The organism is Hymenobacter swuensis DY53 (genome assembly GCF_000576555.1).
GTDB lineage: Bacteria > Bacteroidota > Bacteroidia > Cytophagales > Hymenobacteraceae > Hymenobacter > Hymenobacter swuensis.
In genome coordinates, this window is the sequence record NZ_CP007145.1 from 551,583 (window position 1) to 576,904 (window position 25,322).

Annotated in this window: 23 protein-coding genes; 12 read left to right on the forward strand and 11 right to left on the reverse strand. The window is 59.4% G+C overall.

Annotation, left to right across the window (positions count from 1 at the left end; genetic code table 11):
* Positions 1-23: 23 nt before the first annotated feature.
* Positions 24-1,181 (reverse strand): acyl-CoA dehydrogenase family protein, encoded by a 1,158-nt coding sequence (locus tag HSW_RS03845; RefSeq protein WP_044000897.1) that lies wholly within the window; start codon positions 1,179-1,181, stop codon positions 24-26.
* Between the two features lie 203 nt (positions 1,182-1,384).
* Between HSW_RS03845 and purH the strand changes: the two genes are divergently transcribed.
* The 7 genes from purH to HSW_RS03880 all read left to right on the forward strand — a co-directional run bounded on the left by purH (position 1,385) and on the right by HSW_RS03880 (position 10,760).
* Complete coding sequence (gene purH, locus HSW_RS03850) at positions 1,385-2,920, forward strand: bifunctional phosphoribosylaminoimidazolecarboxamide formyltransferase/IMP cyclohydrolase (RefSeq protein ID WP_044000898.1); 1,536 nt, start codon at positions 1,385-1,387, stop codon at positions 2,918-2,920.
* A 365-nt stretch (positions 2,921-3,285) separates the two neighbouring features.
* Complete coding sequence (locus tag HSW_RS03855; RefSeq protein WP_044000899.1) at positions 3,286-4,311, forward strand: rod shape-determining protein; 1,026 nt, start codon at positions 3,286-3,288, stop codon at positions 4,309-4,311.
* 108 nt (positions 4,312-4,419) lie between these two features.
* Entirely contained in the window at positions 4,420-5,346 is a 927-nt protein-coding gene (gene mreC / locus HSW_RS03860) for a rod shape-determining protein MreC (RefSeq protein ID WP_044000900.1), read from the forward strand.
* Positions 5,343-5,879, forward strand: coding sequence for a hypothetical protein (locus tag HSW_RS03865; protein ID WP_052346085.1), 537 nt, complete (start codon positions 5,343-5,345; stop codon positions 5,877-5,879). Before mreC ends, HSW_RS03865 begins: the two co-directional genes overlap by 4 nt.
* 228 nt (positions 5,880-6,107) lie before the next feature.
* Positions 6,108-7,949 (forward strand): penicillin-binding protein 2, encoded by a 1,842-nt coding sequence (gene mrdA, locus HSW_RS03870; RefSeq protein WP_044000901.1) that lies wholly within the window; start codon positions 6,108-6,110, stop codon positions 7,947-7,949.
* 89 nt (positions 7,950-8,038) lie between these two features.
* Positions 8,039-9,337 (forward strand): rod shape-determining protein RodA, encoded by a 1,299-nt coding sequence (gene rodA / locus HSW_RS03875; protein WP_044000902.1) that lies wholly within the window; start codon positions 8,039-8,041, stop codon positions 9,335-9,337.
* Positions 9,338-9,383: 46 nt separating this feature from the next.
* The gene (locus HSW_RS03880; protein ID WP_044000903.1) at positions 9,384-10,760 is read left to right on the forward strand and encodes a hypothetical protein; all 1,377 of its coding nucleotides are present in this window, start codon (positions 9,384-9,386) and stop codon (positions 10,758-10,760) included.
* Here the strand turns inward: HSW_RS03880 and HSW_RS22480 are convergent.
* Together HSW_RS22480 and HSW_RS03890 are read right to left on the reverse strand one after the other, a co-directional pair.
* Entirely contained in the window at positions 10,705-11,772 is a 1,068-nt protein-coding gene (locus HSW_RS22480; protein ID WP_052346086.1) for a hypothetical protein, read from the reverse strand. The two genes, HSW_RS03880 and HSW_RS22480, sit on opposite strands and share 56 nt — an antisense overlap.
* A gap of 94 nt (positions 11,773-11,866) precedes the next feature.
* Positions 11,867-13,042 (reverse strand): hypothetical protein, encoded by a 1,176-nt coding sequence (locus tag HSW_RS03890; RefSeq protein WP_044000904.1) that lies wholly within the window; start codon positions 13,040-13,042, stop codon positions 11,867-11,869.
* Between the two features lie 34 nt (positions 13,043-13,076).
* On the opposite strand from HSW_RS03890, the gene HSW_RS03895 reads away from it, so the two are divergent.
* From HSW_RS03895 to recO, 4 genes are all read left to right on the forward strand, one after another.
* On the forward strand, positions 13,077-13,400 hold the full coding sequence (locus tag HSW_RS03895; protein ID WP_044004086.1) for a 2Fe-2S iron-sulfur cluster-binding protein: 324 nt from the start codon (positions 13,077-13,079) through the stop codon (positions 13,398-13,400).
* Between the two features lie 149 nt (positions 13,401-13,549).
* The gene (locus HSW_RS03900) at positions 13,550-14,176 is read left to right on the forward strand and encodes a thymidine kinase (RefSeq protein WP_044000905.1); all 627 of its coding nucleotides are present in this window, start codon (positions 13,550-13,552) and stop codon (positions 14,174-14,176) included.
* 79 nt (positions 14,177-14,255) lie between these two features.
* Entirely contained in the window at positions 14,256-16,604 is a 2,349-nt protein-coding gene (gene porZ, locus HSW_RS03905) for a type IX secretion system anionic LPS delivery protein PorZ (RefSeq protein ID WP_044000906.1), read from the forward strand.
* Between the two features lie 122 nt (positions 16,605-16,726).
* A complete protein-coding gene (gene recO, locus HSW_RS03910; protein WP_044000907.1) occupies positions 16,727-17,449 on the forward strand; it encodes a DNA repair protein RecO in 723 nt (240 codons plus the stop codon).
* Positions 17,450-17,513: 64 nt separating this feature from the next.
* On the opposite strand, the gene HSW_RS03915 is transcribed toward recO, so the two are convergent.
* The 7 genes from HSW_RS03915 to HSW_RS03945 all read right to left on the reverse strand — a co-directional run bounded on the left by HSW_RS03915 (position 17,514) and on the right by HSW_RS03945 (position 22,944).
* On the reverse strand, positions 17,514-18,482 hold the full coding sequence (locus HSW_RS03915) for an FKBP-type peptidyl-prolyl cis-trans isomerase (protein ID WP_052346087.1): 969 nt from the start codon (positions 18,480-18,482) through the stop codon (positions 17,514-17,516).
* Between the two features lie 94 nt (positions 18,483-18,576).
* Positions 18,577-19,014: an FKBP-type peptidyl-prolyl cis-trans isomerase gene (locus tag HSW_RS03920; RefSeq protein ID WP_052346088.1), complete on the reverse strand. Its 438-nt coding sequence runs from the start codon at positions 19,012-19,014 to the stop codon at positions 18,577-18,579.
* Positions 19,015-19,072: 58 nt separating this feature from the next.
* A complete protein-coding gene (locus HSW_RS03925) occupies positions 19,073-19,615 on the reverse strand; it encodes an FKBP-type peptidyl-prolyl cis-trans isomerase (RefSeq protein WP_052346089.1) in 543 nt (180 codons plus the stop codon).
* Positions 19,616-19,652: 37 nt separating this feature from the next.
* Positions 19,653-20,141, reverse strand: coding sequence for an FKBP-type peptidyl-prolyl cis-trans isomerase (locus HSW_RS03930; RefSeq protein ID WP_052346090.1), 489 nt, complete (start codon positions 20,139-20,141; stop codon positions 19,653-19,655).
* Between the two features lie 30 nt (positions 20,142-20,171).
* Positions 20,172-20,681, reverse strand: a complete 510-nt coding sequence (locus HSW_RS03935; RefSeq protein ID WP_071883058.1) for an FKBP-type peptidyl-prolyl cis-trans isomerase — start codon at positions 20,679-20,681, stop codon at positions 20,172-20,174.
* A gap of 107 nt (positions 20,682-20,788) precedes the next feature.
* The gene (locus HSW_RS03940) at positions 20,789-21,850 is read right to left on the reverse strand and encodes an FKBP-type peptidyl-prolyl cis-trans isomerase (protein ID WP_052346091.1); all 1,062 of its coding nucleotides are present in this window, start codon (positions 21,848-21,850) and stop codon (positions 20,789-20,791) included.
* A gap of 50 nt (positions 21,851-21,900) precedes the next feature.
* The gene (locus HSW_RS03945) at positions 21,901-22,944 is read right to left on the reverse strand and encodes a DHH family phosphoesterase (protein ID WP_044000908.1); all 1,044 of its coding nucleotides are present in this window, start codon (positions 22,942-22,944) and stop codon (positions 21,901-21,903) included.
* A gap of 359 nt (positions 22,945-23,303) precedes the next feature.
* Here HSW_RS03945 and HSW_RS03950 point away from each other — a divergent pair, with 359 nt between their 5' ends.
* The gene (locus tag HSW_RS03950) at positions 23,304-23,723 is read left to right on the forward strand and encodes a nucleoside-diphosphate kinase (RefSeq protein ID WP_044000909.1); all 420 of its coding nucleotides are present in this window, start codon (positions 23,304-23,306) and stop codon (positions 23,721-23,723) included.
* 186 nt (positions 23,724-23,909) lie between these two features.
* Here the strand turns inward: HSW_RS03950 and HSW_RS03955 are convergent, their stop codons facing one another.
* The gene (locus HSW_RS03955) at positions 23,910-25,202 is read right to left on the reverse strand and encodes a nucleoside permease (protein ID WP_044000910.1); all 1,293 of its coding nucleotides are present in this window, start codon (positions 25,200-25,202) and stop codon (positions 23,910-23,912) included.
* Between the last annotated feature and the right edge of the window lie 120 nt (positions 25,203-25,322).

Genomic DNA, 25,322 nt, shown 5'->3' on the forward strand with positions numbered 1-25,322 from the left:
GGAGGGGCGAAGAGAAAGCGGTATTACGGTTGCCAGAGCTGGTAGGCCGGAGAAGTTTGTTCCAGCGCATAGCGGCCGGCGTCGGCCAAAGCGGCATCGGGGGCAGGCTGGCGCAAGTAGTGGGTCAGGTCGCGGTGCAGGCGTTCGAAGGGCTCGGGCCGCAACAGGCCCCGGGCTCCCACGCACCGCTCGGCCAGCGGCAGTACGCGCAGGCAGATGTCTTCGATGGCCGAACGCATCAGGTTGGCATGGGCCACGGTGGCCTCGGCGGCAGTTGCGGCATCGGGGCGGGCGGCAACCCCGGCGGCAGCCTGCAGCCAGTGCTGGGCCTGGGCAATGAGCAGGCTCATTTCGCCGAGGCGTTGCCGCTGGTAGGGGTCGTTGGTGCGGCCCAGCCGCTGCAAAAATCGTCGGGTTTCATCGAATACGGCTTCGGCTCCGCCCGCCTGCACGGCCGCAAACCGAATGGCCCCACCGCTGAACCAGGGTTGGCGGTAGTAGTCGCCGGGCTGGCCAAGCAGGTCCTCGGTCCCAATTTCCAACCCCGCAAAATCTATCCGGAAACTGGCCGACGCCCGCATGCCCAGCGGTTGCCAGAACTCGGAAGCATAGCGTGGTACCTGCTCATCGGCGGGCAGAATCAGCATCTGCCAGCCACCATCGGGTAAAGCGGCCGTAAGCAGCGGGCGGGTAACGTGGCCGGCTCCGGAGCCGAAGGTTTTGCTGCCGTGCAACCGGAAGCGGCCGTCGGGCAACGGTTCCAGCTTCACTCCATCGTGCGCTTCAGTATTCCACACCCCAAACAGATGTCCCTGGGCCGCCTCCTGCGCCCAGCGTGCCACCTGGGCCGGCTGCCCAAACCGTTGCAGTAACTGCAAGGCATTGACATGGCCTTCGTACACGCGGCCCACGGCTAGGTTGCCGCGCCCGATGTGCCGCAACGTGCTTAACAGGGCAGCCGTGTGAGCAGTTTCGCCGAGGCCGCTACCACCTAAAGCCACTGGTAAAGGAGCGGCAAGAAGTCCCGCCTCGCGCAGCCAGCCGAACTCTCGGGTTGGGAAACCGCCCTCCACATCAGAGTGCGCGGCCTGGGCCAGCAGGCGTGGGGCCAGCGCGGCGGCTAGGGCTTCGGCGGATGCCACCGAAACAGAAGGGGTAATCAGAGCAATGGATTCGGGCATAGGAAGTAGGAAAGCGAACTGGCTACGGCTATACGGCGGCGGCCGGTTTCGGGTCAGAAAGCAGGCTGGCACGGCGGCAAAAGCCCGGAATGTTCCCTATTCGCCCACACAGAGCCGCGCTGTTAATAATTCCGTAACACCGGCTTGGGCTAGTGGCCCTACCTTCGCGCAGCATTTCACACTCACTATTTACCCCGCCTGTCATGTCGCAGCCCATTCGTTCCGCGCTTGTTTCCGTCTATTATAAGGACCGTCTGGAGCCGTTGGTGGCGCTGCTGAAGCAGCACGGCGTAACCATTTATTCCACCGGCGGCACCCAGCAATTCATTGAGGAACAGAGCGCGCCTGTAACTGCCGTCGAAACGCTGACAGGCTTCCCGGCCGTGTTCGGGGGGCGCGTCAAAACCCTGCACCCGAAAGTATTCGGCGGCATTCTGCACCGCCGCCACGAGGCCAGCGACCTGCAGGAAGCCGAACAGCACCAGATTCCGCCCATTGATCTGGTGATTGTGGACCTGTACCCCTTCGAGGAAACCGTGGCTTCGGGCGCGCCCGAAGCGGACGTCATCGAGAAGATTGACATCGGCGGGATTTCCCTGCTACGCGCCGCCGCCAAAAACTTCCGCGACGTGCTGGTGGTCAGCTCCCGCGACCAATACGCGGCCGTAACCGAGTTGCTGCAAACCAAAGGCTGCGCCACCGACCTGGAGGACCGTCGCCACTACGCGGCCGCCGCCTTCGAGGCCACCTCGCACTACGACACCCAGATCTTCCGCTACATGGCGCAGGGCACTGACCTGAGTAGCGCCACCCTGAAGCTTTCCGAAAAGCCTGCTACAGCCCTGCGCTACGGCGAAAACCCCCACCAGGCCGGCACCTTCTACGGCGACCTGAACGCGCTGTTCGACCAGCTCCACGGTAAGCAGCTCAGCTACAACAACCTGGTAGATGTGGACGCCGCCGTGCTGCTGATGCAGGAGTTTGCCGCCGACGGCCCCGCCGCTTGCGCCATCCTCAAGCACACTAACGCCTGCGGCGTAGCCCAGGCCGATTCGCTGTGCCAGGCCTACCTCAACGCCCTCAGCTGCGACCCAGTTTCGGCCTTCGGCGGCGTACTAATCGTGAACAAGCCGGTGGATATGGCCACGGCCGAAGAACTGAGCAAGCTCTTCTTCGAGGTGCTGATTGCCCCTGCCTTTGATGAGGAAGCCCTGACGATTCTGCAGGGCAAGAAAAACCGCATTCTGCTGCGCCAGAAGCCTGTGCAATTCCCTATCAAGCAGGTCAAAACCCTACTCAACGGCGTAATTGAGCAGGATTTCGATCGGGTGGTGGAAGGTGCTCAGGAGTTCCGCACCGTAACGGAGTCGGCTCCGACGGCCGAGGAAGTGGCGGCCCTGGAATTCGCCCTCAAAATCTGCAAGCACACCAAGAGCAACACCATCGTGCTGGCCCGGGCCGGGCAGCTGCTGGCTTCCGGCGTGGGCCAGACCTCCCGCGTGGACGCTCTGCGCCAGGCCATTGAGAAGGCCCATGCTTTCGGGTTCGACCTCAACGGGGCCGTTATGGCTTCCGATGCTTTCTTCCCCTTCCCCGACTGCGTGGAAATTGCGGGCCAGGCCGGCATTCGGGCCGTGGTGCAGCCCGGCGGCTCCATCAAGGACCAGGACAGCATTGCCGCCGCTAACCAGCTGGGCATGGCTATGGTGCTCACCGGCGTGCGGCACTTCAAGCACTAAGCGGAAAGCCGTCTGGTCCAGCGGCTGGCAGCCATTAGGGCGGGCCCTACGCCTGCCGCGAACCAGACGAAACAACGACCCGCAAGCTCCGGCCGTCCTTGCGGAACGGCCGGAGCTTGCGGGTCGGAGCCGGAGAATTTTCAGGCCCGCCAACCGGATGCGGCCATCGGTAAGGCAATGAATTCGGGGTTTGGGCGTTGGGGACGCCACCGGCGCGCCCCGGGATTCCCGGAACGGGAAAGAACGGGCGCGCGGCTGCTTCATATTGAGTAGCAAGGGTAACGGGCTTCGCTGAAACTTGCTTACTTTTGCCCCCACTTTTGACGGGCGCAAACCGCCCGTTCTCATTCACTTGCCGTTACTCGATGGGTTTCTTCAATTTTCTGACCAGCGACATTGCCATTGACCTGGGCACGGCCAACACACTCATCATTCACAACGATAAAATCGTGGTGGATGAGCCGAGTATCATTGCGAAAGACCGCACTACTAATAAAGTAATTGCCGTGGGTCGGCAGGCGCAGCAAATGCACGAGAAGACCCACGACAACATCAAAACCATCCGGCCCCTCAAAGACGGCGTTATTGCCGACTTCCACGCGGCGGAGGAGATGATTAAGGGGTTGATCAAGATGATTGACACCCGAAATCGGCTGTTTCAGCCCTCCCACCGCATGGTTATCTGCATTCCTTCGGGCATTACCGAAGTAGAAAAGCGCGCCGTACGGGACTCCGCCGAGCACGCTGGGGCCAAGGAAGTCTGGATGATTCAGGAACCGATGGCCGCTGCCATTGGCATCGGCATCGACGTGGAGCAGCCTGTGGGCTCCATGATTATCGACATCGGGGGTGGCACCACCGAAATTGCGGTAATTGCCCTTTCCGGTATCGTCTGCGACCAGAGCATCAAGACGGCCGGCGACGTGTTCAACCAGGACATTCTCGACTACATGCGCCGCCAGCACAACCTGCTGATTGGCGAGCGGAGCGCTGAGCGTATCAAGATTGAGGTTGGCGCGGCCCTCACCGAGCTGGAAGTAACCCCGCCCGACTTTGAGGTGCGCGGCCGCGACCTGATGACCGGTATTCCGAAGGTGATTAAGGTAACGTCCTCTGAAATTGCCATTGCCCTCGATAAATCGGTGGCCAAAATTGAGGAAGCCGTACTGAAGGCCCTGGAGATTTCGCCGCCCGAGCTGTCAGCCGATATTTACGAAAACGGTATTCACCTAACCGGCGGCGGTGCTTTGCTGCGTGGCCTTGACAAACGCCTGGCCGCCAAAACCAAGCTGCCCATTCACATTGCCGAGGACCCGCTCCGCGCCGTGGTGCGCGGTACTGGTGCCGCCATCAAAAATATCCAGGCCTTCCGTAGCGTGCTGCTGACCTAGAATTGAGATAAGCAGAAGTGAGAAGTGAGACGTTTGTTCTGGCCCCCAATTTTGGTGGTTTGAACGAAGTCTCACTTCTCACTTCTCACGTTCTCACATCTCCCCTCGATGAATAACCTGCTCAACTTTCTGTTTCGCTACCGGGGAATCCTGGTATTTGCGTTGCTGGAGGTGCTGAGCTTGTACCTGTTGGTGCGCAACAGCACGTATCAGCGGGCGGCGTTCTTTAACTCCTCTAACGCCTACGTGGGGCAGGTACTCGACTGGCGGGCCCAGATTCAGGGCTATTTCCGGTTGGTGGACGTGAACCAGAGCCTAATGCAGGAAAACGCCCGGCTGCGCCAGCAACTCTACCGCCCTGACCTGAGCGGCCGCGTGGCCGACTCGTTGCCGGTAAGCCAGGACAGCACCACCCAGGCCCGCCTGGCCCTCCTGGGCCGGCCCGATTCGCTGCTGCTGGGCCTACGCCAGCTGGCCGCCCACGACCCCGACTACCCGCTCATTCCGGCCCGCGTGGTGAGCAGCACCCAGCGCCGCGTGGACAATTACCTGACCCTGAACGTGGGTTCCGTGGATGGCGTGAAGCAGGGCATGGGCGTGGTGTCGGCCGATGGAGTAGTGGGCCGGGTGAAGGTGACCTCGGAGCACTACACTACCATTACCTCGGTGCTGCACTCCAAGTCCACCATTTCGGCCCGAATTCAGCGCGACGGCACCATTGGCACTGTCCGCTGGCTGGGTGATGACCCGGCGCATGTGCTGCTCGACAACGTGCCCCGCCAGAATAAGCTGGTGCGCGGCGACACGGTGGTGACTTCCGGCTACAACGCTGTATTCCCGGAGGGCGTCCTCATTGGGACCATTGAGTCGTTTGTGAAGGAGCCGGATAAGAACTTCTGGACGGTGCGGGTGCGGGTAGCGGTGGACTTTTCGCGCCTGACCTATGTGTACGTAGTAACCAGCCGGCCCAAACTGGAGCGTGATACGGTGGAGGCCCGGGCCGGCATCAAACCCGAAGCTGACGAACGACCATGAGGGGCGGAATATTCGAAATTCTGTGGCAGGCTATTCGGGGCGTTGTATACATAGCCCTCTACATACTGCTCATCAGCGGCACCGATTTCGTGTTGTTTAACCTGGGCTGGTGCTTTATTTACCTCGGGTTTCTGCTGTTTCTGCCCATTGCCACGCCCATCGTAGTCCAGTTGCTCATCGGCTTTCTGACGGGCATTACCATGGACCTGTTCTTTGATACCGGCGGGGTGCATGCCGGAGCCGCCGTGCTGCTCATGTACCTGCGGCCCTGGGTGTTGCGCCTGCTCACGCCCCGCGACGGGTACGACGCGCAGGATGCGGTAAATATCCATCAGATGGGCTGGCAGTGGATGGTGGTGTACCTGGCGATGCTGACGGCTATTCACCACACGGCATTTTTTCTGCTCGAACTGGGTTCTTTCCAGGTGCCGGGGGTGACGCTGGCCAAAATCCTCATCAGCACCCTCTACACGGGGCTCACACTACTTATCATTCAGCTAGTGTTCTTCCCCACACGCCGCCGCAGCCGGTAAGCGGTGAAAAAGAACGGTCATTCCGAGCTTGCGAGGAATCTCGCGTGCTGACGTTGCAGTGGTGAATTTCTCCTCTCGTCGGAATAACAGTTGCCATTGCAACGTTAGCCTGCGAGATTCCTCGCAAGCTCGGAATGACGTTCTTTTTCACCGTTTCCCCGCCTGCTGGAGTATCTTTGTCGTCCCGAAAACTGCTTCGGAACCCGTTACCTTTCAGACTTTTCTGCTTTGCAATACCTCGAAGGCCGCAAGTACGTAGTCCAGGCGATTTTCCTGGCCGTCGCGCTGGTGTTTGCGGCACGCCTCTTCTATATCCAGGTGCTGGATGGCAGCTACAAGTTGGCGGCCGACCGAAACACCCTCCAACGCATTGTCCAAACGCCCTACCGGGGCCTGATTTACGACCGGAAAGGTCAGATTCTGGTGCAGAACACCCCAGTGTATGACCTGATGGTGACGCCCCGGGAAGTGAAGCAGTTGGATACCGCCCGGTTCTGCCAGCTGCTGCAGCTGCCCATTGAGGAAATTCGGGCCAGCCTGCAGGCGGCCAGGGCCTTCAGTCGCGTAAAGGCCTCGCCGCTGGTCCAGAACCTGAGTACGCCCGAGCTGGCCGCTATTCAGGATAACCTTATCGACTTTCCGGGTTTTAGCGTGAAAGCCCGCATGGCCCGGTCGTATAATACGCACAGCATGGCCCACGCGCTGGGCTACGTGGGCAGCATCACACCGGCTTTCATGGAGAAGCCCCGCTACGCCAAATACCAGCCCGGGGAGTTTCTAGGCATTACGGGGCTGGAATCGTACTACGAAGACCAGCTGATGGGCCGCCGCGGGGTGCAATACCGCATGGTGAACGTACGCGGGATTGAGAAGGGCGCTTTCCGAGGCGGCGAGTTTGATACGCTGTCGGTGGCGGGCCAGGATCTGCACCTGAGCCTCGACTCGGAGCTGCAGGACTACACCGAGAAGCTGATGGCCGGTAAGCGCGGCTCGGTGGTGGCCCTTGACCCCAAAACCGGCGAAATCCTGGTGTTTGTATCGGCCCCGATGTTTGATCCGGCCACCCTTTCGGGCAAGGGCATGGGCAACCGCTACATGGAGCTGCTCAATAATCCCGAGCGGCCTTTGTTCAACCGTCCGTTGATGGCAACTTACCCACCCGGCTCCACTTTTAAGCTGGTAAACGAACTGGTGGCACTGCAAATGGGTGTGGTGACGCCGCAAACCGGCTTTCCATGCAACTGGAAGCTGGTGCGCTGCACCCACCGCCACGACTACCCCAGCGACGTGGGCATTGCCATCCGCAACAGCTGCAACCCGTATTTCTACCAGGTAATGCGGGCTGCCGTGATGCGCGGCCGCTCTACCAACCGCTTCGAGGATGCCCGCCTGGGTTTGGCCGAGTGGCGGCGGCAGGTAATGCAGTTCGGACTGGGCGAGAAGCTGGGCGTGGATATGTCGCAGGAGAAAAAAGGCCTGATTCCATCCTCCGATTTCTACGACAAGCGCAACGGCTACCACCGCTGGAACTTCCGCACGGTGTATTCGCTCAGTATCGGGCAGGGCGAAATTGGTATTACCGGCCTCCAGATGGCCAATATCATGGCAACCATTGCCAACCGGGGCTGGTACTACACGCCCCACTTCGTGAAAAGCATCGGGCAGGGCGGGCCGCTGCCGCAGTACCAGCAGAAGCATACCGTAGGCGTTGATCCGCTACACTTTGAGGAAATAATTCCCGGCATGCAGGGCGTGGTGGACGGCCGGGGCGGTACCGGCGGCAACGCCAGCCTGCTGGACGTGGGCATTTCGGTAGCGGGCAAAACCGGTACCGTGCAAAACCCCCACGGCGACGACCACGCCACCTTCGCCGCCTTTGCGCCGGCCGAAGACCCGAAAATTGCCATTGTGGTCTTTATCGAAAACGCCGGTTTTGGGGGCAGCTCCGCCGCGCCGTTGGCCTCCCTCGTGATGGAGAAATACCTGCGCGGCAAAGTAGCTCCCTGGCGGCACCGCTGGGAAGAATGGCTCCCCGGCCCCGCTGAACGATTTATTGTCCGTCGTCACTAACTGTCAGGCCAAGCGGAGCCAGGAATCTGAGTCAGCCTCTGATAGGTAACCCGGATTCTTCGCTCCGCTCAGAATGACATGCTTCTCTTATGTCCACTTCTCCCGCACGTTACAGCCGCAGCATCGACTGGGTTACGGTGCTCATTTACCTGCTGATGGTAGGTGTGGGCTGGCTCAACGTGTACGCGGCCAGCTACTCGCCCGATGCGCCGGATAATGTCCTCAGCACGCTGAGTTTCCAGGAACTGATGGCCTTCAACTGGTTCAAGCAGATTCTGTGGATCGGGACGGCCGTGGTGCTCATCGTGGTGCTGGTCGTCATTGATTCCAAGGCCTACGACACGTTTGCCTTTGTGCTCTACGGGGGCATGATTCTGCTACTGATTGTCACGCCGTTTATTGCCCGGCCTATTGCCGGTTCCCGCTCCTGGCTGGAACTGGGGCCGGTGCGCCTGCAACCCGCCGAGTTTGCCAAGTTCATTACGGCCCTGGCCGCCTCACGCTATATGGCAGGCATCAACCTGCGTCAGCAGAATTTTCGCGACCAACTGGTGCTGGCGGGCCTTACGCTGTTGCCACCGCTGCTCATCATTGCTGCCAATGAAACCGGGCAGGCGCTGGTATTCGGAGCGTTTCTGCTGGCCTACTTCCGGGAGGGTATGTCGCCCCTGATTCTGCTGATTCTGGCCGCCGCCGGGGCCATTCTCATCCTGGCGCTGCTGGTGCCTAAGCTGTGGCTGGTGGGAGCATTTACCTTAATTCTGGGGATAGTCTTCGCCTTTAACTCTAAGCTCTGGCGGCACCATTTGCCCTTGTCGCTGAGCGTGTGGGCGGTGGTGATTGGGATGGTGTTCGGGGTAGATTTCTTCTTCAACAACGTGCTGCAGCCTCACCAGCGCAAGCGCATCGAAATTCTCATCAACCCCTCCGCCGACCCATTGGGCGTGGGCTGGAACGTCACGCAGTCGAAAATTGCCATCGGCTCGGGTGGTTTCGCGGGCAAAGGCTTTTTGCAGGGCACCCAGACCAAGTTCGATTTCGTGCCCGAACAGAGCACCGACTTTATCTTCTGCACCGTGGGCGAGGAGTGGGGCTGGGCTGGCACGATGGTAACAATTATCCTGTTTATGACGCTGCTGGGCCGCATCCTGTACGTGGCCGAGCGGCAAAAATCGGTATTCGGGCGTACCTACGGCTATTGCGTGGCCAGTATTATCTTCTTCCACTTCTGCGTGAACATCGGCATGACTATCGGGCTGGCGCCGGTGGTGGGCATTCCGTTGCCGTTCTTCAGCTACGGCGGGTCCTCACTCTGGTCGTTTACCACCCTGTTGTTTATTCTGCTGGCCATTGATGCCTACCGCAAACAGGATCTGGAGCGGTATTAGGGAGGACAGTATATCCACTCCATCCATTACCCCGTTTCTTTGCGGCATGACAGCTGACAGGCACCCGGCACGGCAGAAGGAGCCCCGCATTCCGCGCTGGGTATGGGCCGGGCTGGTAGTGCTCCACCTGCTGGCGCTGAGCTGGCAGCTGCGCCACCACACGTACCTATTTCCCGATTCGGACCGCTATGTGCAAGCGGCTCGTAACCTGCGCGAGGTGGGTGTGCTGTACGCGCTGCCATTCCAGGAAACCCCGCTCCAGCCGCAGGAGTATTCTATCCGGCCGCCCGGCTACCCGGTATTTCTGCTGCTGACCGGTGGGACTGGCTCGGACTTTCCCTGGCTGACGCTGCTGCTGCAAAACCTGCTGAGCCTGCTGAATCTGGGGTTGGCCCTACGGTGGCTGGCGCGTCTGACGGGCGGGCTACCGCCCCGGCAATGGCTGGCCGTGCTGCTGTTAGCAGCGGCTGGGCCGGGGCAGTTCATCTACGCCAATGTACTGATGAGCGAAATGCTGCTGCAGACTGCCGTAGTGGTTCTGTGGCTGAGTCTGGATGCGTTCTGGACTACCGGGCAAAAGATGCTTCCGCTGTTACTGGCCGCTGCCGCCACGGCGGTGGCGCTGCTCCTCAAGCCGGTGTTCTTTCCGTTTGCGGGCGTGTTGGTGCTAATGAGTGGACTGGCTGGCTGGCGACAACGCCGTGCCTGGCTGGTGCTGGCCGGGACTGTGCCGTTGCTGGTGGCCGGCCTCTGGATGGCCCGCAACGAGGCCCGTACCGGCTACTTCCATTTCTCCAGCATTGCCGAGATAAACCTGCTTCGCTACAACGTACGTGGCGTTTTGCAGACTACTGAGGGCCCGGTAGCTGCCGAAGAGTTTGTGCGGGGTACCTTGGCCGCTACTCACGGGCTGCCCACGTTTCGGGCGCAGCAGCAGCATATTCAGCAAGTGAGCATAGCTGCCCTGGCGCGTCACCCGGTTGCTTACGCCGCGCAGCATCTGCGCGGTGTAGTGACCTTTTTTCTCGACCCTGGCCGCTTCGATCTGGTACACTTTCTGGATGTTCCGCAAACTGCTGACCAGGGCCTGCTGCAGCTCTTTAACCAGCGTAGTGCCCCCGCTGTCATCCACTACCTGCATCAGATGCCCTGGGGCGTGTTAAGCAGTCTGCTGCTGTTATTGCTGGCTGCTGCAGTGAGGCTGGGGCTGATTATCCGGTTTTGCGCCGGGCATCTGTACGCGTGGCCGTCACGGCTGCTACTGTTGGGGCTGGTGAGTTACGTGGCTCTCCTGACGGGCCCACTGGGGGCGGCGCGCTTCGCGGTGCCGGTACTGCCGCTGTTGCTGGCTGCTGCCGGAGCCGGGCTTAGCGGTGGGCCCCGGGCTGTTCTGCCACTAAGCCCGGCTCCGAAAGCCAACTAAACAGTGGATCCTGAGTCAGGATAACGGCTACGGCTACCACAAAAACCGGGGCCGCGAGGTAGCCCATCCGCCCCAGGTCGCCCGACAGCAGCATATGCACGGCAACGATAAGCACAAGCCAGCCGCCGCGCCAGCCCAGCAGGGGAAGCCATTGCCGCCGCGCCGCTTGGCTGCGCAGGCCCACTAGCAGAAGCAGACTGAAAAAGCCGAAAATGCTGAAGATTTCGCCGGCTCCTTTCACGGAAAACAGTCGCTGAATGGAATAGGTAAGGTTTTCGAAGTGGGCCAGGGCATTCTGGAGGCTGGCTGCGGGGGGAGCACCCAGGCGGTTGTCAATCCAGAAGCGGACGGCCAGCGCAGCGCCGCCGCCTGCTGCCAGCCAGCCCAGCTGCCCCGGCCAGCGCAGCGCCGTGCGCCCGTATACCCACAGCCACGGCACCAGAAATACCGCCGACTCTTTGGCCTGAAACCCCAGAACCAGTGCTGCCGCCACCGCCACCTCCGAGTTGCTACGGGCTCCGTAGAACGCCAGCGCAAACACCAGCAGATACAGACTGTCTACCAAGGGCAAACCGCTCATATACACGGCCCAGCGGCTAGTAAGCACGGCTGCTACGGCCAGAGCCGCCGCCGTCGGCGAGGCCCCGTATAGCAGGCAGGTGCGGAAGAGCAAAAGCCCCACAGCTGCCATCAACAGGCTGTTTACGGCGTAAAACCCCAGTCGAAGCGGCCATTCACTTGCTGCGCGCTGGGGCCACATATGCGCGTATACCTGCTCCAGCGGCCAAGCTACCACGGCGGCAGCGGCGGGCACTAGCACCCGGTAACGCCGCGTGATATTGACCCCCTCAAATTCGCCCCGGGCCATGCGCAGATAGCTGCGCGTGTCGAGCGAATGCGAGAAATCGTAATGCACGTACATGGTATAGGCCGGGCCGGCTACCAGGCCCAGGGCCAGCAGATACACGAGTAGCCACCGGGGCCAGCGCAGGGAGAGGGCAGGAGAGGGCATAGCCGCAAAGTAACCGCAGGAAACCGGAACGGCTGGCCCGCAAGATGCCGGCCAGCCGTTATTTAATAAAAGCAATTTGCCCGTCAAACAGGGGCTACGCCCCAAATTTCCGGTCGATGAGCTTGAGCAGCTTATTAACGTGCTCTTCCTTGCGCACCCACTGGTATTTGTTGGTCAGATCCTCGTTCACGTAACGTTTGGCAATATCCGGGCTGGGCAGCGTGTCGAGGTGCTGAATGGCAGCATGATACTCCATATTTTCCCCATTGAATAGCTCGTTGATAAAGCTGAACCGCTGGTTGATGGAAATGGCTTCCCGCAACGACTCTACTTTCGGGGCCTTATCGGCCAGTGTGGCCGTACGGTCCTGGCGTAGAGTTTCGCTCAGCGTAGGGGCCGCCGACTGTTCCGCCCTGAGCTTTTCGTACAACGACCCGGCACCGGCCAGGTCTGCTGCGGGCTGGGCTGCCTCCGCAACAACCGGCGCAGGCTTTGGCTCAGGCTGAGCTACTGGAACAGGCGGCGCAGCTATAGCAGCCGGCTCAGGAGCCGGGGCAGATGTTGCTGTGGCTGCTGCTACCGGAGCTGCAGGAGCGGGGCTGGCGGCAGGAGCAGCCCGCTCCGGCTCGGTCTGTGGAGCCAGCTCATACAGGTCGTCTTCGGTGATAGGCAATAATACATTGAACTGCTCCACTACCAGCAGCACCGGCTGCAGCTGGGCCTGGCAGGCTTCCTGGTGCAGCCGGAAGCGGCTTACCAGGTAGTCGCGTTCCTGCTCCTGGCCGGCCGGCAGCGTGTCGAGGAAGCTCTCAAACACCGGTTTGTTCACATCAAGGTAGCGCAGAGATTCGCGCAATTGCTCCGGCGTGCAGGCCGTCGGCTCGCCCAGCAGTTTGCGCGTAAAAGTATCAGCAGGGTCCAGGCTACCAGTCAGCGTATCGGTAATGGCTTCGGCCAGTAAGGGCTCAAAAGCCGGGCGGCTCAGCTTGATGCGCCGGGACAGCACGTTCATAAACTGGGTGAGGGCCTGGCGCACATCGGCATCCTCAAAATCGAAGTAGGGACTGCGCAGCTGGGCCATTTCGGCGGTCCACTTGCCCAGCAGCTGTTGCACCACAAACAGGTTTACCTGCCGAATGGGCGTAAAGCGCAACACCGCCGGCCCATCGAGGGTGGCCGTGGGGCGGGCTCCAAAGTACTGGTCGCAGAGCAGCGCCGCCAGCAGGCGGCCGTATTGTTCACGCTTGGCGTGGCTATATTTGGTCTTCATGGAAAGCCTGATTCGAGCGGGCAAGTTAGGGAAAATGCCCACGCTGCTAATTGAAAATCTGCCCTCCGACGCCATTTTCGTGCCTTCGGGGAGCACCCTGCTGGCTGCCCTGCAAACAGCCGGCCACGACTGGCTGCACGCCTGCGGGGCCCGGGGGCGTTGCACCACCTGCCGGGTGCAGGTCAGCCATGGGCTCGACCTCCTAACGCCCCTTACCTCCGCCGAGTTGCGCTACCGGGAAGCAGGCCGCCTCCTGCCCGACGAGCGCCTGACCTGCCAGGCCCGGTTACCGGCTGGTACGGTAACGGCCCGCGTGCCCCGCGCTACGCAGCTGCCGCATGTACAGTACACGCAATAGGTAGTTTATGCTTCTGATTGCCTGAGCTGTGCGCCCGAAGTGCGCTGGCCGATGCGGCCGGCCGGGGGTAAAGTTGTAACTTCGATTACCGGTTATGCCTGGCTTGGCCGGTAGCCGCTTCCAGTCTCTAATTCACTAATTCACCGATTGTGTTCATTGAACCCCGCGTAATTACGGGCTCGGGCATTGCTCGCCGGGGCTGGATTGAAGTCGTGTGCGGCTCCATGTTTTCGGGCAAAACGGAGGAACTGATCCGGCGGCTGAACCGGGCTAAAATTGCCCGGCAGCGGGTCGAAATCTTCAAGCCGGCTCTTGATACCCGCTACCATGCCGAGGACGTGGTGTCGCACAACCAGAACAGCATCCGCTCCACGCCCGTGCCCGTGGCTCAGGAAATGCTGCTGCTGGCCGCCGGTTGCGACGTTATCGGGGTGGATGAGGCCCAGTTCTTCGATGAGTCGTTGGTGGAAGTGTGCGTGCAGCTGGCCAATCGGGGCACTCGCGTGATTGTAGCGGGCCTCGATATGGATTTCCAGGGCCAGCCTTTCGGCCCCATGCCGGCTTTGATGGCCGTAGCTGAGTTCGTGACCAAGGTGCACGCCATTTGTGTCTGTTGCGGCGAGTTGGCCACGTATTCCTTTCGCGTCACGGCTTCCGAAGACAAGATTCTGCTGGGCGAAACCGATGCCTATGAAGCACGCTGCCGGGTTTGTTTTCAGGAAGGCATGAAGGAAAAGCACCCGGAGTCGACAGCCGAGAAAGTTGCCCGTACCTAAGCGCACACCCGAGCCGCACTAAACCCCGGCCGGCGGCGTTATCTTGCCACTTCACCGCGTCTGCCGCCACTTCTTGCCGATGATTCCAGTGTTACGCTTGTTCCGGGGGGCCTGCCTCGCGGCTTTTCTGCTGACTGCCACTGGGGTTGAGGCCCAGTCTACCGCCGGCTATGGCGACTGGCAGCTACACCTGCCCACTACCCAGGCCAAAGCCCTGGCCGATGTAAGCAACCGGGTGTACGTGGCCACCGAAGACGCTTTCTTCTACTTCGACAAGGAACTGAATACTACCCAGCTGTTGTCGCGTCGCGATGGGCTCAACGATGTGGGTGTCAGTGCTTTGGCTTATGACTCGCTGAGCCAACAGGTAGTGGTAGCCTACCGCAGTGCCAATCTGGATGTGTTGAAGCTGAAAGGTGGCATTACGAACCTCAACGATATTGCCCGCAAGGAAATCAGCGGTACCAAAACCATTAACAGCATCCACATCAATAGCCGCCGGGCGTATCTGGCGTGCAGTTTCGGGATTGTGGTAGTGGATCTGGCCCGGCTGGAAATCCGGGATTCGTACACCAATATCGGGCCGGGCGGTACGGTGGTGCAGGTGTTTGCCACGGCCGTAGCCAACGGCATACTTTTCGCGGCAACTTCCAACGGCCTGATGCGGGCGAACCTCAGCGGCAACCCCCTGGACTACCGCAACTGGACAACCGACCTGCCGGCCCGCGCCGGTAACCCCTACCGCACGCTAGCCGTGCAGGATGGCCGCGTGGTGGCCGGTATCAACGGCGACCGGCTGGTGGCGTACGTGGCCGGCAGTGGCTGGCAGACGGTAACTGGCTCGCCCACGAACGTGCAGTTCCGGCAGCTTACCCCTTCCCGGGCTGGTTTGCTTATCACCGACAACAACAAAGTATCCGTTCTGAACCTTACCACCGGCACTACCAGCCTGGTACTGCGGCCTGCCCTGCTAACCAATCCGCAGGCGGCTGTGCGGGCCAGAGGCGGCACGTATTTCCTGGCCGATTACGCCAATGGGCTGCTGAAAACCACCGATGGGGTGCAGGCCGAACAGTTCCTGACCAACGCGCCGGCTACGGCCCAAGCTTTCAGCGTGCTGGCTGATGGCCGCTCCGGGAAGGTGAACATCTTCACCGGCGGCTATGGCGAGAATTATCTGCAGCAGGATTTCTACCGGGGGTTCTTTGAGTATGCCGATGGCCGTTGGACCAATTTTACGCCCGCTACCCAGCCCAGTCCGGCGCAGTACCCCAATCCGAAGGACGTAGTGCGCGGTACCCGCACCCCGGATGGTACGCTGTACGTGGCCAGCTACGGCAACGGGCTGTTGGAGTGGAAAGGCGTAGGCGACTTCCGGTTGTTCAATCCAACTACCAACCTGCCCAACCCGTTACGCAGTGCTATTGCCAACCCCACTTTTACCCGCGTAACCGACCTGACCACCGATGCGGCCGGGAAGGTGTGGGTGATTAACCGCCACCAGATTGCCGGGCAGCCGGGCGTATTCATCTTCGACCCGATGGCGAATAGCTGGCAGATCATCGACTACTTCAGCGGCAGTGAGAATCTGGAGCGGCTGGTGCTGGACAACGCGGGCAATATGTGGGCCGCTGGCAGCCGCCGGAGCGGGGTGAACATGGTGGCCTACAACCCGGAAACCAAGGCCACCCGCTATTACTCGCAGGCGTTCGGCCCCGATAATTCCTCCCTGAGCTTCGCGGATATTGTAAACGACGTGGTGAAGGACCGTACAGGGGATATATGGGTGGCGACCAACAAAGGCCCGGTTGTGTTCAACGACCCGCTCAGTGCCTTTGAAAGCACTCTGGACCTGACTTTTCGGGTGCCGTACGTGCGGCGTGGGGCTGGGGCCGGGTTTCCTACGCTGCTCAACGAGCGGATTCGGGCTATTGCCGTGGATGGCGGCAACCGCAAATGGTTTGGCACCGACCGAGGGTTATGGCTCTTCAGTGCCGACGCCGACGAAGCGCTGCAGCATTTCACCACCGACAACAGCCCGCTGCCTTCCGACCAGATTGTGGACGTGGAGGTGAACGACAAAACCGGTGAAGTATTCGTGGTGACGGACGCGGGCGTGGTGGCCTACCGTGGCGACGCCACGGTAACGGAGGGTAAGCCCAGCTGCGCCAAAGTGTTTCCCAACCCAGTCCGGACCGATTTTACGGGCCAAGTGGGTATTGCGGGGCTGGCCAACAATGCGCCCGTCAAAATAACGGACGTAACCGGCAAGCTCGTGTATCAGACCCGGGCCAACGGCGGCACCGTTACCTGGAACCTGACCGACTACAACGGCCGCCGGGTGCAATCCGGAGTCTACCTAGTGCTGTCTTCGGATGCAGACGGCAAAAACGGCTGTGTGAGCAAAGTGGCCGTAGTAGAACGGTAGGAGGGAAGCGAATTAAACGGCAGTGCGGGCTGTTAAGCAGAGTCTTTCTTTCCGTAGCTGCACTGGGCTGTCGGCTATATCGGCGGTGTTACTGCTTCCATTTCTGATTCAACTTTCCTCTTATGCTGATCAAAACCCGGGGTATCGTGCTCAACTACATGCGCTACCGCGAAACCAGCATCATTGCCCGGATTTATACAGAGCGTCTGGGTCTGCAGAGCTACGTGGTGAACGGGGTGCGCAAAGCCAAGCCGCCCGGGCGCATTGCATTGTTCCAGCCCTTTACGCTGCTGGATCTGGTGGCGTACACTTCCCGGAGCGGCGGCCTTACCCGGCTCTCGGAATTCCGGTGTGCGGAGCCGTTCCGGACGCTGCCGTATGATGTGCGGAAGAGCAGCATTGCGCTGTTTCTGTCGGAAGTGGTGGGGCGGGTGCTGCTGGAAGAGGAGGAAAACGAGCCGTTATTTACCTTTCTGCACGATTCGGTACTGGCCTTCGACCGGCAGGAAGAAGGCTTCGAGAACTTCGCGCTGGAGTTTCTGCTGCGCCTGAGCCACTACCTCGGCTTCGGCCCCGAAACCGGTGAGCAGATTACCTCGCAGGTGGCCTTTGCCTCGGAAGCGCCCAATACGGCCGCCGGGCATAGTCCCACGGCCCTGCGGTTTCAGGAGTTTGAGCAGCATTTCGACGACCTGCTGCACCGCCCCGCAATGGCAGCCGTGCCCAACGGCCGGGTGCGCCGGGAGCTGCTGGGGGTATTAATCCGCTACTACCAGCTCCACGTTGAACACCTCGGGGATATTCGCTCTCTGGCCGTGCTATCAGAGGTGTTGGCAGAGCTGTAAGGTGAATGATGAGGGATGAATTGGCAGGACTCAAATAGTGTTGCCAATCCATTCCTCATCATTTCTACTTCACGCCCACCAGCTCCACATTGAAACGCAGAATGCTATTGGCCGGAATGTCGGCCCCGGCTCCCCGAGGACCGTATGCCAGGGCGGAAGGAATCAGCAAAATGGCTTTCGAGCCTTTCGGAAGCAGGGCAATACCCTGGTCCCAGCCCGGAATTACCTGGCCCTGACCCAGCGGAAACTCAATGGGCTTGTTCCCGTTGCGCGACGAGGCATCGAACACTTTTCCGTTGAGCAGCATGCCGGTGTACAGCACCGATACTACCTGCCCGGTTTTGGGTTTGGCTCCGATACCCGCTTTTGTGATGACGTAGTACACCCCGCCGGGGGCCTTTATTCCTTTCAGCTTGTTTTGCTTGAGGTAAGCCAGAATACTGGCATCTTCTTTCAGAGCTAGGCCGGCTGCCTGTTTTTTGGCTTCGGCCTGAGCCTTCAGCTGGGCCTGCTGCGCCTCCTGCACGGCTTCTTCCTGCGTCTGGATTTTCTCGGCCTTGGCTAGCACCGTAAGCGTAGAGCCGGCCCTGCGGATGAAGGGCGGAACCGGCTGGCGGAAAGACTTCAGAAACACGGTATCCACGTTCAGGCGAAATACACCGGAGTCGCCGGGCTGGAGCAAGGACAAGGCTTCTTCCACTGTGCCATGCTGTTGACGCCGCACCGTATCCAGCGGCACGCGCACGGGTTGGTTGCGGTTCTGGCGGCGGGAATGCATCAGCACCGAGTCCTGGGCCGTGCGGAACTGCATGTGCAGGCTCATGATTTTACCGATTCGGGCGGCATACGTGGCGTCGCCGCTGGTGGGCAGAGCTGGGCGTAGTACGTAGCGGCCGTTTTCCAGGTGGTAAATCCGGTATTCCAGTCCGGAGCTGAGGCGGTTAAACGGCGTCGGGTCGCCCTGAAACGACATCAGACCGGCAGCAGCCAGCAGGGCAGGTATGGCAAGCTGGAGGCGGGCAGCAAAAAGCATAAGCAACGGTAGTTAAGGCCAACAAGATAAGCCGGTTTTCTGAGGCTGCCGATAAGCAAAGCGGCCCACCGGCAAATGCCGACGGGCCACAGTGTCATTTTACTTTCAGCACTTCCAGCTCGAATATCAAATCTGAGTTGGGGGGAATGAGGTAGCGCTTTTCCGTTTCATCATCGGGGTCGAGGCGGCCTTTGGCACCGTAAGCTAGTGCCGCCGGAATCCAGACGCGGGCCCGGCTGCCTTCGGGGAGCAGCAGCAATGCCTCATCGAACCCTTTGATAACTACGCCCCGGCCGGCCTTCACTTTGAGCGGGCCGCCCTGCTGCACGGAGGTGTCAAAAATGTGCCCGTCGGTAGCCAGAAAGCCAGTGTAATGCACCACCACCCGGTCGCCGGCCTGCGGGCGCGCCCCGGTGCCCGTCTGGCGGACCGTGTAGCGCAGGCCCGAAGCCGTAGTAGTAGCGCGGGTGAGGAGGCTGTCGGAAGCGGCTGGTACTACCGTGGTTAGTACGCGCTGCGCCTGGCTCGCCATCGGCAGGCCGCTTAACGCTACCAGTAACTTCCAGACAGCCGTTGCTCTCACGCTGTGCCTACTCTACATTCAGAATCTCCATGTCAAACAGCAGCGGAGTATTAGCCGGAATCGAGCCAAATCCGGATACACCGTAGGCCAGGTAAGAAGGAATAAGAATCAGCTTTCTGTCGCCCTTACGCATTTGCAGCGTAGCCTGGCTCCAGCCGGGGATGATGCCTGACTGACCATTGATAAAGCCGAAGCAGCCACAGGCCGTGTGATTATTGCTGGAGGCATCAAAAACCAATCCGTCGTTACTCGTTCCGATAAAGCGGCCCACGTAGTTGGTGGTCACTTTCTGGCCGGCTTTAATCAGCGGATTGGCAGTGGGCCCCTCCGTAATAGGAATCAGGTAAATCCCCGATTCCAAGCGGCTGTAATTGGTCAGGTTGTTACGGGTGAGGTAGGCCTGGATGGCGGTATCGTCCGTTTTTTTCTGCTCTTCTACTATTTTCTCTTGCTGCTCAAAAATAGTGTCGGAGCCGTTACAGCCGGTAAGAGAAGAGGCCCCCGTCAGCAGCAACGCCAACAGAAGCAGAACGGGAGAAAATTTCTTCATGATTACGGGAGCAGCCGGTTGCAGCCGCCAAGTAAAGTTACTTAATATCAACTACCTCCACATCGAAGCGCAGCACCGAATTAGGCGGGATGGTGCCGCCACCCGTCTGCCCGTACGCCTGCGCCGAAGGAATCAGCAGAATGGCCTTTGACCCTTTATTTAAGCGGGTAAATGCCGCGTCCCAGCCACTGATAACGCGCCCCTGGCCCAACATGAAGGGAAATCCGAGCGTCGTGAGGTTGCTATCGAACACAGTTCCATCCAGCAGCGTGCCGGTATACAGCACTTTCACCACCTGATTCTTCTTGGCTTTAGCACCGGTGCCGGGCTGCGTAACGGCAATGTACACCCCCAGTGTATCCTTCTGGAAGCCGGTCAGGCTTTTGTCTTTGATGTACTGCTGAATGGTGGCGTCGTCCTGCGCCGTGTAGTCAGGTGTGGCCTCGGTATCATCTTTTTCGCAGGCAGCTAGTAGCGTGAGCAGGCCCAGCAGCAGAAAAGAGAAAAGGGAAAAGCGGAATTTCATGGCAGATACAGAGAAAAAAGAAGCCAGCACTTACTGAACTTTCAGCACTTCCACATCGAAGCGGAGCACCGAGTGGGCAGGCAGCGGACCCACGGCCATTTTGCCGTAAGCTAGGCCGGAAGGAATGAGCAGGATGGCTTTCGAGCCTACCGGTAATAGCGCAAAGCCCAGGTCCCAGCCCTGAATAACTTTGCCCTGGCCCAGCGGGAAGGAAAAAGGCTGGTTGGGGTTGGTAGCGGAATCAAAAACGCGGTTGTCCAGGGTAAGGCCGGTATACAGCGCCGACACGTTCTGACCAGACGTGGGCAGGGCACCGGTACCCGGCTGGGTAATGGCCACGTACAGGCCCGAAGGTTGCCGTTGGAAGCCGGCCAGTCCGTTATCCTTGATGTAGGCCTTGATCAGGTCCTCATCCCGCTGAACGTAATCGGTGTTGTCTTCCGGGATGTCGGTTTTCTGGCAGGCCGAAACCAGGTTCCCCAGTACCAGCAGGCACAGAACCAGCCAACTGCCCGAACGACGGAAAAGAGAAAAGAGCATAAGCAGAAAAGTAAATGTGCTGAGTAGAAGAGCCAAAAGCCCCCGGCCCGGTTGCACCGGACCGGGGGCTTTTATGTCGTTACTGGAAAACGAGCGGGCGTCGGCAATTATTTGCCCTGCTGCTGACGCTGCATTTCCTCAATCTGGCGCTGGATATCAGCCGCGTTAGGCTGGCCAGGCTGGCCGGCGGGCTGCGGCGGCGCGTTCTTCACGTCCACCAGTTCCACGTCGAAGCGCAGGATGGCATCGGCCGGAATGTCGGCTCCGGCACCACGCTGCCCGTAAGCCAGCGACGATGGAATTAGGAGTACCGCTTTCGAGCCCTTGTTGAGCATCGGAATTGCCTTATCCCAGCCCGGAATCACCTGGCCTACGCCAATCGGGAATTCGATGGGCTTGCCGCCGTTGCCTTTGGCTGAGGAGTCGAACTCCTTACCGTTTTCCAGCAAAGTGCCTTTGTACTGCACAGCTACAATCTGGCCGGCTTTGGGCTTAGGGCCGGTACCAGCCGAAGTCACCACGTAATACACGCCCGAAGGGTCCTTCTGGGCCGTCAGGTTGTTCTTCTTGATGTACTCCTGCAGCTTCACGTCGTCGGCTTTCAACTGCTGATCGGCGTGCTCCTTCATCTTCTGCTGCTGCTCGCCCTGCATTTTCTGTACGTCGGCCATGGCCTCGTCGCGGGTCTGCACCTTGGCCACCTTCACGTACATGGTCATGGTTTTACCAGCCTTCTGCATGAACGGCGGCACCGGCTGACGGAACGACTTGGCGAAAATGGTGTCCACGTTGAAACGGAACACGGCTGAGTCGCCGGGCTGCAACAGGCTGATGGCTTCTTCCAGACCGCCTTTCTGAGCTGCCCGTACGGTATCGAGCGGTACCCGAACCGGGAAGCCCATCTGCTGCTTACGCGAGTTGAACAGAATCGAATCCTTGCCCGTGCGGTACTCTACGTGCAGCGCCATAATCTTGCCGATGCGCTCCTTGTAGGTCGCGTCACCATCGGCACTGATTTCGCGGGCATCGTAGCTCTTGCCGTTGCTCTTGAATACTTTGTATTCAATTCCCGATTTGGTCTTGCTGAATTCACCGCCTTTGTTGCAGGAGGCGAGGCCCAGAACGCCGGCTGCGAGGGCCAGGCTCAGAAGGTTGCGTTTAAGGAGCATGAAAGGGTTATCGTGTGTACAAACAGAATGAGCGGCCAAGTTACACCGAATTATACCGATGGTGCTACCGGCGCCAACGGGGCCGTAACCAGCTGCGCCTGATAAGCAGGAAGCAAGCTCAGAAACCGCTCTACGGTGCTGCTGAGGGAGTCATAGCTGATGCCACCAGCGGCATTATGGTGGCCGCCGCCATTGAAATTGCGGCGCGAAAACTCGCTGACTGAGAAGTCACCCACCGAACGGAAGGAAATCTTCACGGCCTGTACCCGGTCAATGAGAATGGCGGCAAACACGATTCCCTCAATGCTGAGCGCAAAGTTCACCAGCCCTTCCGTATCGCCGGTTTTAGAGTTGTACTGGCGCAACTCGTCGGCCGTAATAGCAATGTAGGCCGTGTTATACTCGCGCAGCACCGTGAGCTTATCCTTCAGCACGAAGCCCAGAAAGCGCAGCCGCTCCTCTGAGTGCGAGTCGTAGATGCGGCGGTGCACATCGGAGAGATTGATGCCCGCGTTCAGCAGCTCGGCAATAATCAGGTGCACGTTGCGCGAGGTGCTGGGGTGGCGAAACGAGCCGGTATCCGTCATGATGCCGGCGTAGAGGCACTCCCCGATGCCGGTGTCAATCAGGTCCTGGTCGCCCAGGTCGCGGATTACTTCAAACACCAGCTCGGCCGTGGCGGCAGCTTTGGGATTGGAGTAGTCCAGCTGCGCGAAATCCTCGGGCTCCTGGTGGTGGTCGATGAGGACCTTGGTACCCTTGGCTTCCCGCACGTAATCGCCCAGCTCATTGATGCGGCCCAGACAGCTGAAATCAAGGCAGAAGAGCACTTCGGCCCGCGCAATGATGTCACGCACTTGGGCGTCGTTCTGGCGGGGCTCGTATACCACTACTTCCTCGTTACCGGGCATCCAGGCCAGGAAATCGGGGTAGTCGGATGGGGTAACCACCGTAACGCTGTGGCCCTTCTTGCGGAGGTAGCCGGCCAAGCCCAGGGACGAGCCCAGGGCGTCAGCATCGGGCTTGTGGTGGGTGGTGATGAAAATCTGTCGGGGGTGCGCAAGCAGCTCCTTCAGCTCAGATATTGTGGACATTGCCTACGGGGTAGGTGACTGAATTTCGGTCGGTTAGGCCGCGTACAAAGGCGGCAAAAGTCGGAAATATTCTGGGTTTCAACAACACGCCCTTCGGAAAGGTGCAGGCAGGGCATAGGTGAGGACAAGGCCGGTTACCGGGCAAAACGTTCCGGGAGGCAGAAAATATGAGAAATATGGAGTTGAATATGGGTACGATACTACCCGTGGGGGTGTATGCTGCTGGAAAAATGCCGTATCTAATTTCGGCATTTCTACACCAGCAACTCATTCCATCATTTCATTCCGTACTTTTGCGGCCGCAAACGCCTGCCGTTTGCGTAGTAACTGAATTCATTTCAACTAACCATACCAAGCCCATGGCCACGAACCGCACGTTTACGATGATTAAGCCCGATGCTACCCAGGACAACCACATTGGTGGTATCCTGAGCATGATTGAGGAAGGTGGCTTCCGCATCGTTGCCCTGAAAAAAGTGCAGCTGACTCCCGAGCGTGCCGGCCAGTTCTACGAAGTACACAAGGAGCGCCCCTTCTACCAGGACTTGGTGAAGTACATGTCGTCGGGCCCCATCGTGGCCGCTATCCTCGAGAAGGATAACGCCGTAGCTGACTTCCGCACCCTGATTGGTGCTACCAACCCCGCCCAGGCCGCCGAAGGCACCATCCGGAAGAAGTACGCCAAGAGCATCGAAGCCAACGCCGTACACGGCTCCGATTCCGATGAAAACGCCAAAATCGAAGGTGACTTCTATTTCACCGCCGACGAGCAATTCTAAATCATGGACTCAGGCGGATTAGTCGGATTTTATAGACGATTGAAAACCGCACTACCGTTTGATTTGTCATTAGAAGCAATAAAAAAGCCTCGCATCAGTGCGAGGCTTTTTTATTGCTTAAAGTTATGCTTGAATCCGAAAAACGGGTCGTCCACAAAATCCGGCCAATCCGTCTGAGTCCGTGATTTAGACGGGCTCTGCGCTAAGCAGGGGCTCTATGTGCTCCGATTCGGTTACTTCCTGAGTGGTGTGCTTGTGCTTGAAGAGGAAGACGAACAGCACAGCAATAACCAGTGCATAGGCCGCAAACGTCAGCCAGATGCCGTGCCAGTCCTTGGTTACGCCATCGGCGGCGGTAAAGTACTGCTCGATGACGATACCGCTAACGGAACTGCCCAGCACGGCGCCAAAACCGTTGGTCATCATCATGAACAAGCCCTGGGCACTAGCGCGGATAGACGAGGCCGTCTGGGTTTCCACGAACAGCGAGCCAGAGATATTGAAGAAGTCGAAAGCCATGCCGTACACAATGCAGGACAGGACAATCAGCCAGATGCCGGGCTGGTCGGGAGTGCCGAAAGCCAGCAGGCCAAAACGTAACACCCACGCAATCATACTGAACAGCATCACCTGCTTGATGCCAAAGCGGCGTAAAAAGAACGGAATAGCCAGAATGAACAGCGTTTCCGATACCTGCGAGATGGACATAATGATGGCCGGGTACTTCACGGCAAACGTGTCTTGGTAGGCTGGCACTTTGTCGAAATCGTGCAGGAAGGTGTCGCCGTAGGCGTTGGTAAGCTGTAGAGCGGCTCCCAGCAGCAGGGCAAACAGGAAGAAGGTGAGCATTTTGGTGTCGCGCAACAACGCAAACGACTTCAGGCCCAATACATCTATTAGCGAGCGGCTGGGCGTGTCTTTAGCCGGAGGCGGGCAGGCGGGCAGCGTAAATGAATAGATGCCCAGCGCAAAAGCGGCGGCGGCGGCTACGTAAAACTGGTTAGCCGATTTCTCGAAGCCCAATAAGCTCACCGTCCACATGGCCACAATGAAGCCGATGGTACCCCACACCCGAATGGGCGGGTAGTCCTTCACTACATCCAGGCCCTGCCGCTTCAACACTGAGTACGATACGGCAATGCTGAGGGCCAGCGTGGGCATGTAGAAAATCATGTTCAGCAGAATCACCCAGAAGAAGGTGCCTGGGTCCGTCACTAGGGGAACCGTGCACAGCACCGCCCCACCTAGAATATGCAGGATACCGTAGAGTTTTTCGGCATTCACATACTTATCGGCAATAATCCCCATGATGGAAGGCATGAAGATGGAGGCAATGCCCATGGTGGAGAAGATGGCCCCGAACTGCGCGCCCGACCACTGTTTGGTCTGAAACCAGTACGCCCCGATGGTTATCAGCCACGAGCCCCAGATGAAAAACTGTAAAAAGCTCAGAATAGTGAGACGCAGCTTGGTACTCATGCAACTACTGGTGAGGAAAGTGGGGGGAACACAATTTGAATCCTAAAGATACAAGAATTCTCTGCGGTGAAAATTCGCCGCCGCCGCCGCCCCATCGGACCGGTCCGGGGTATAAACCCC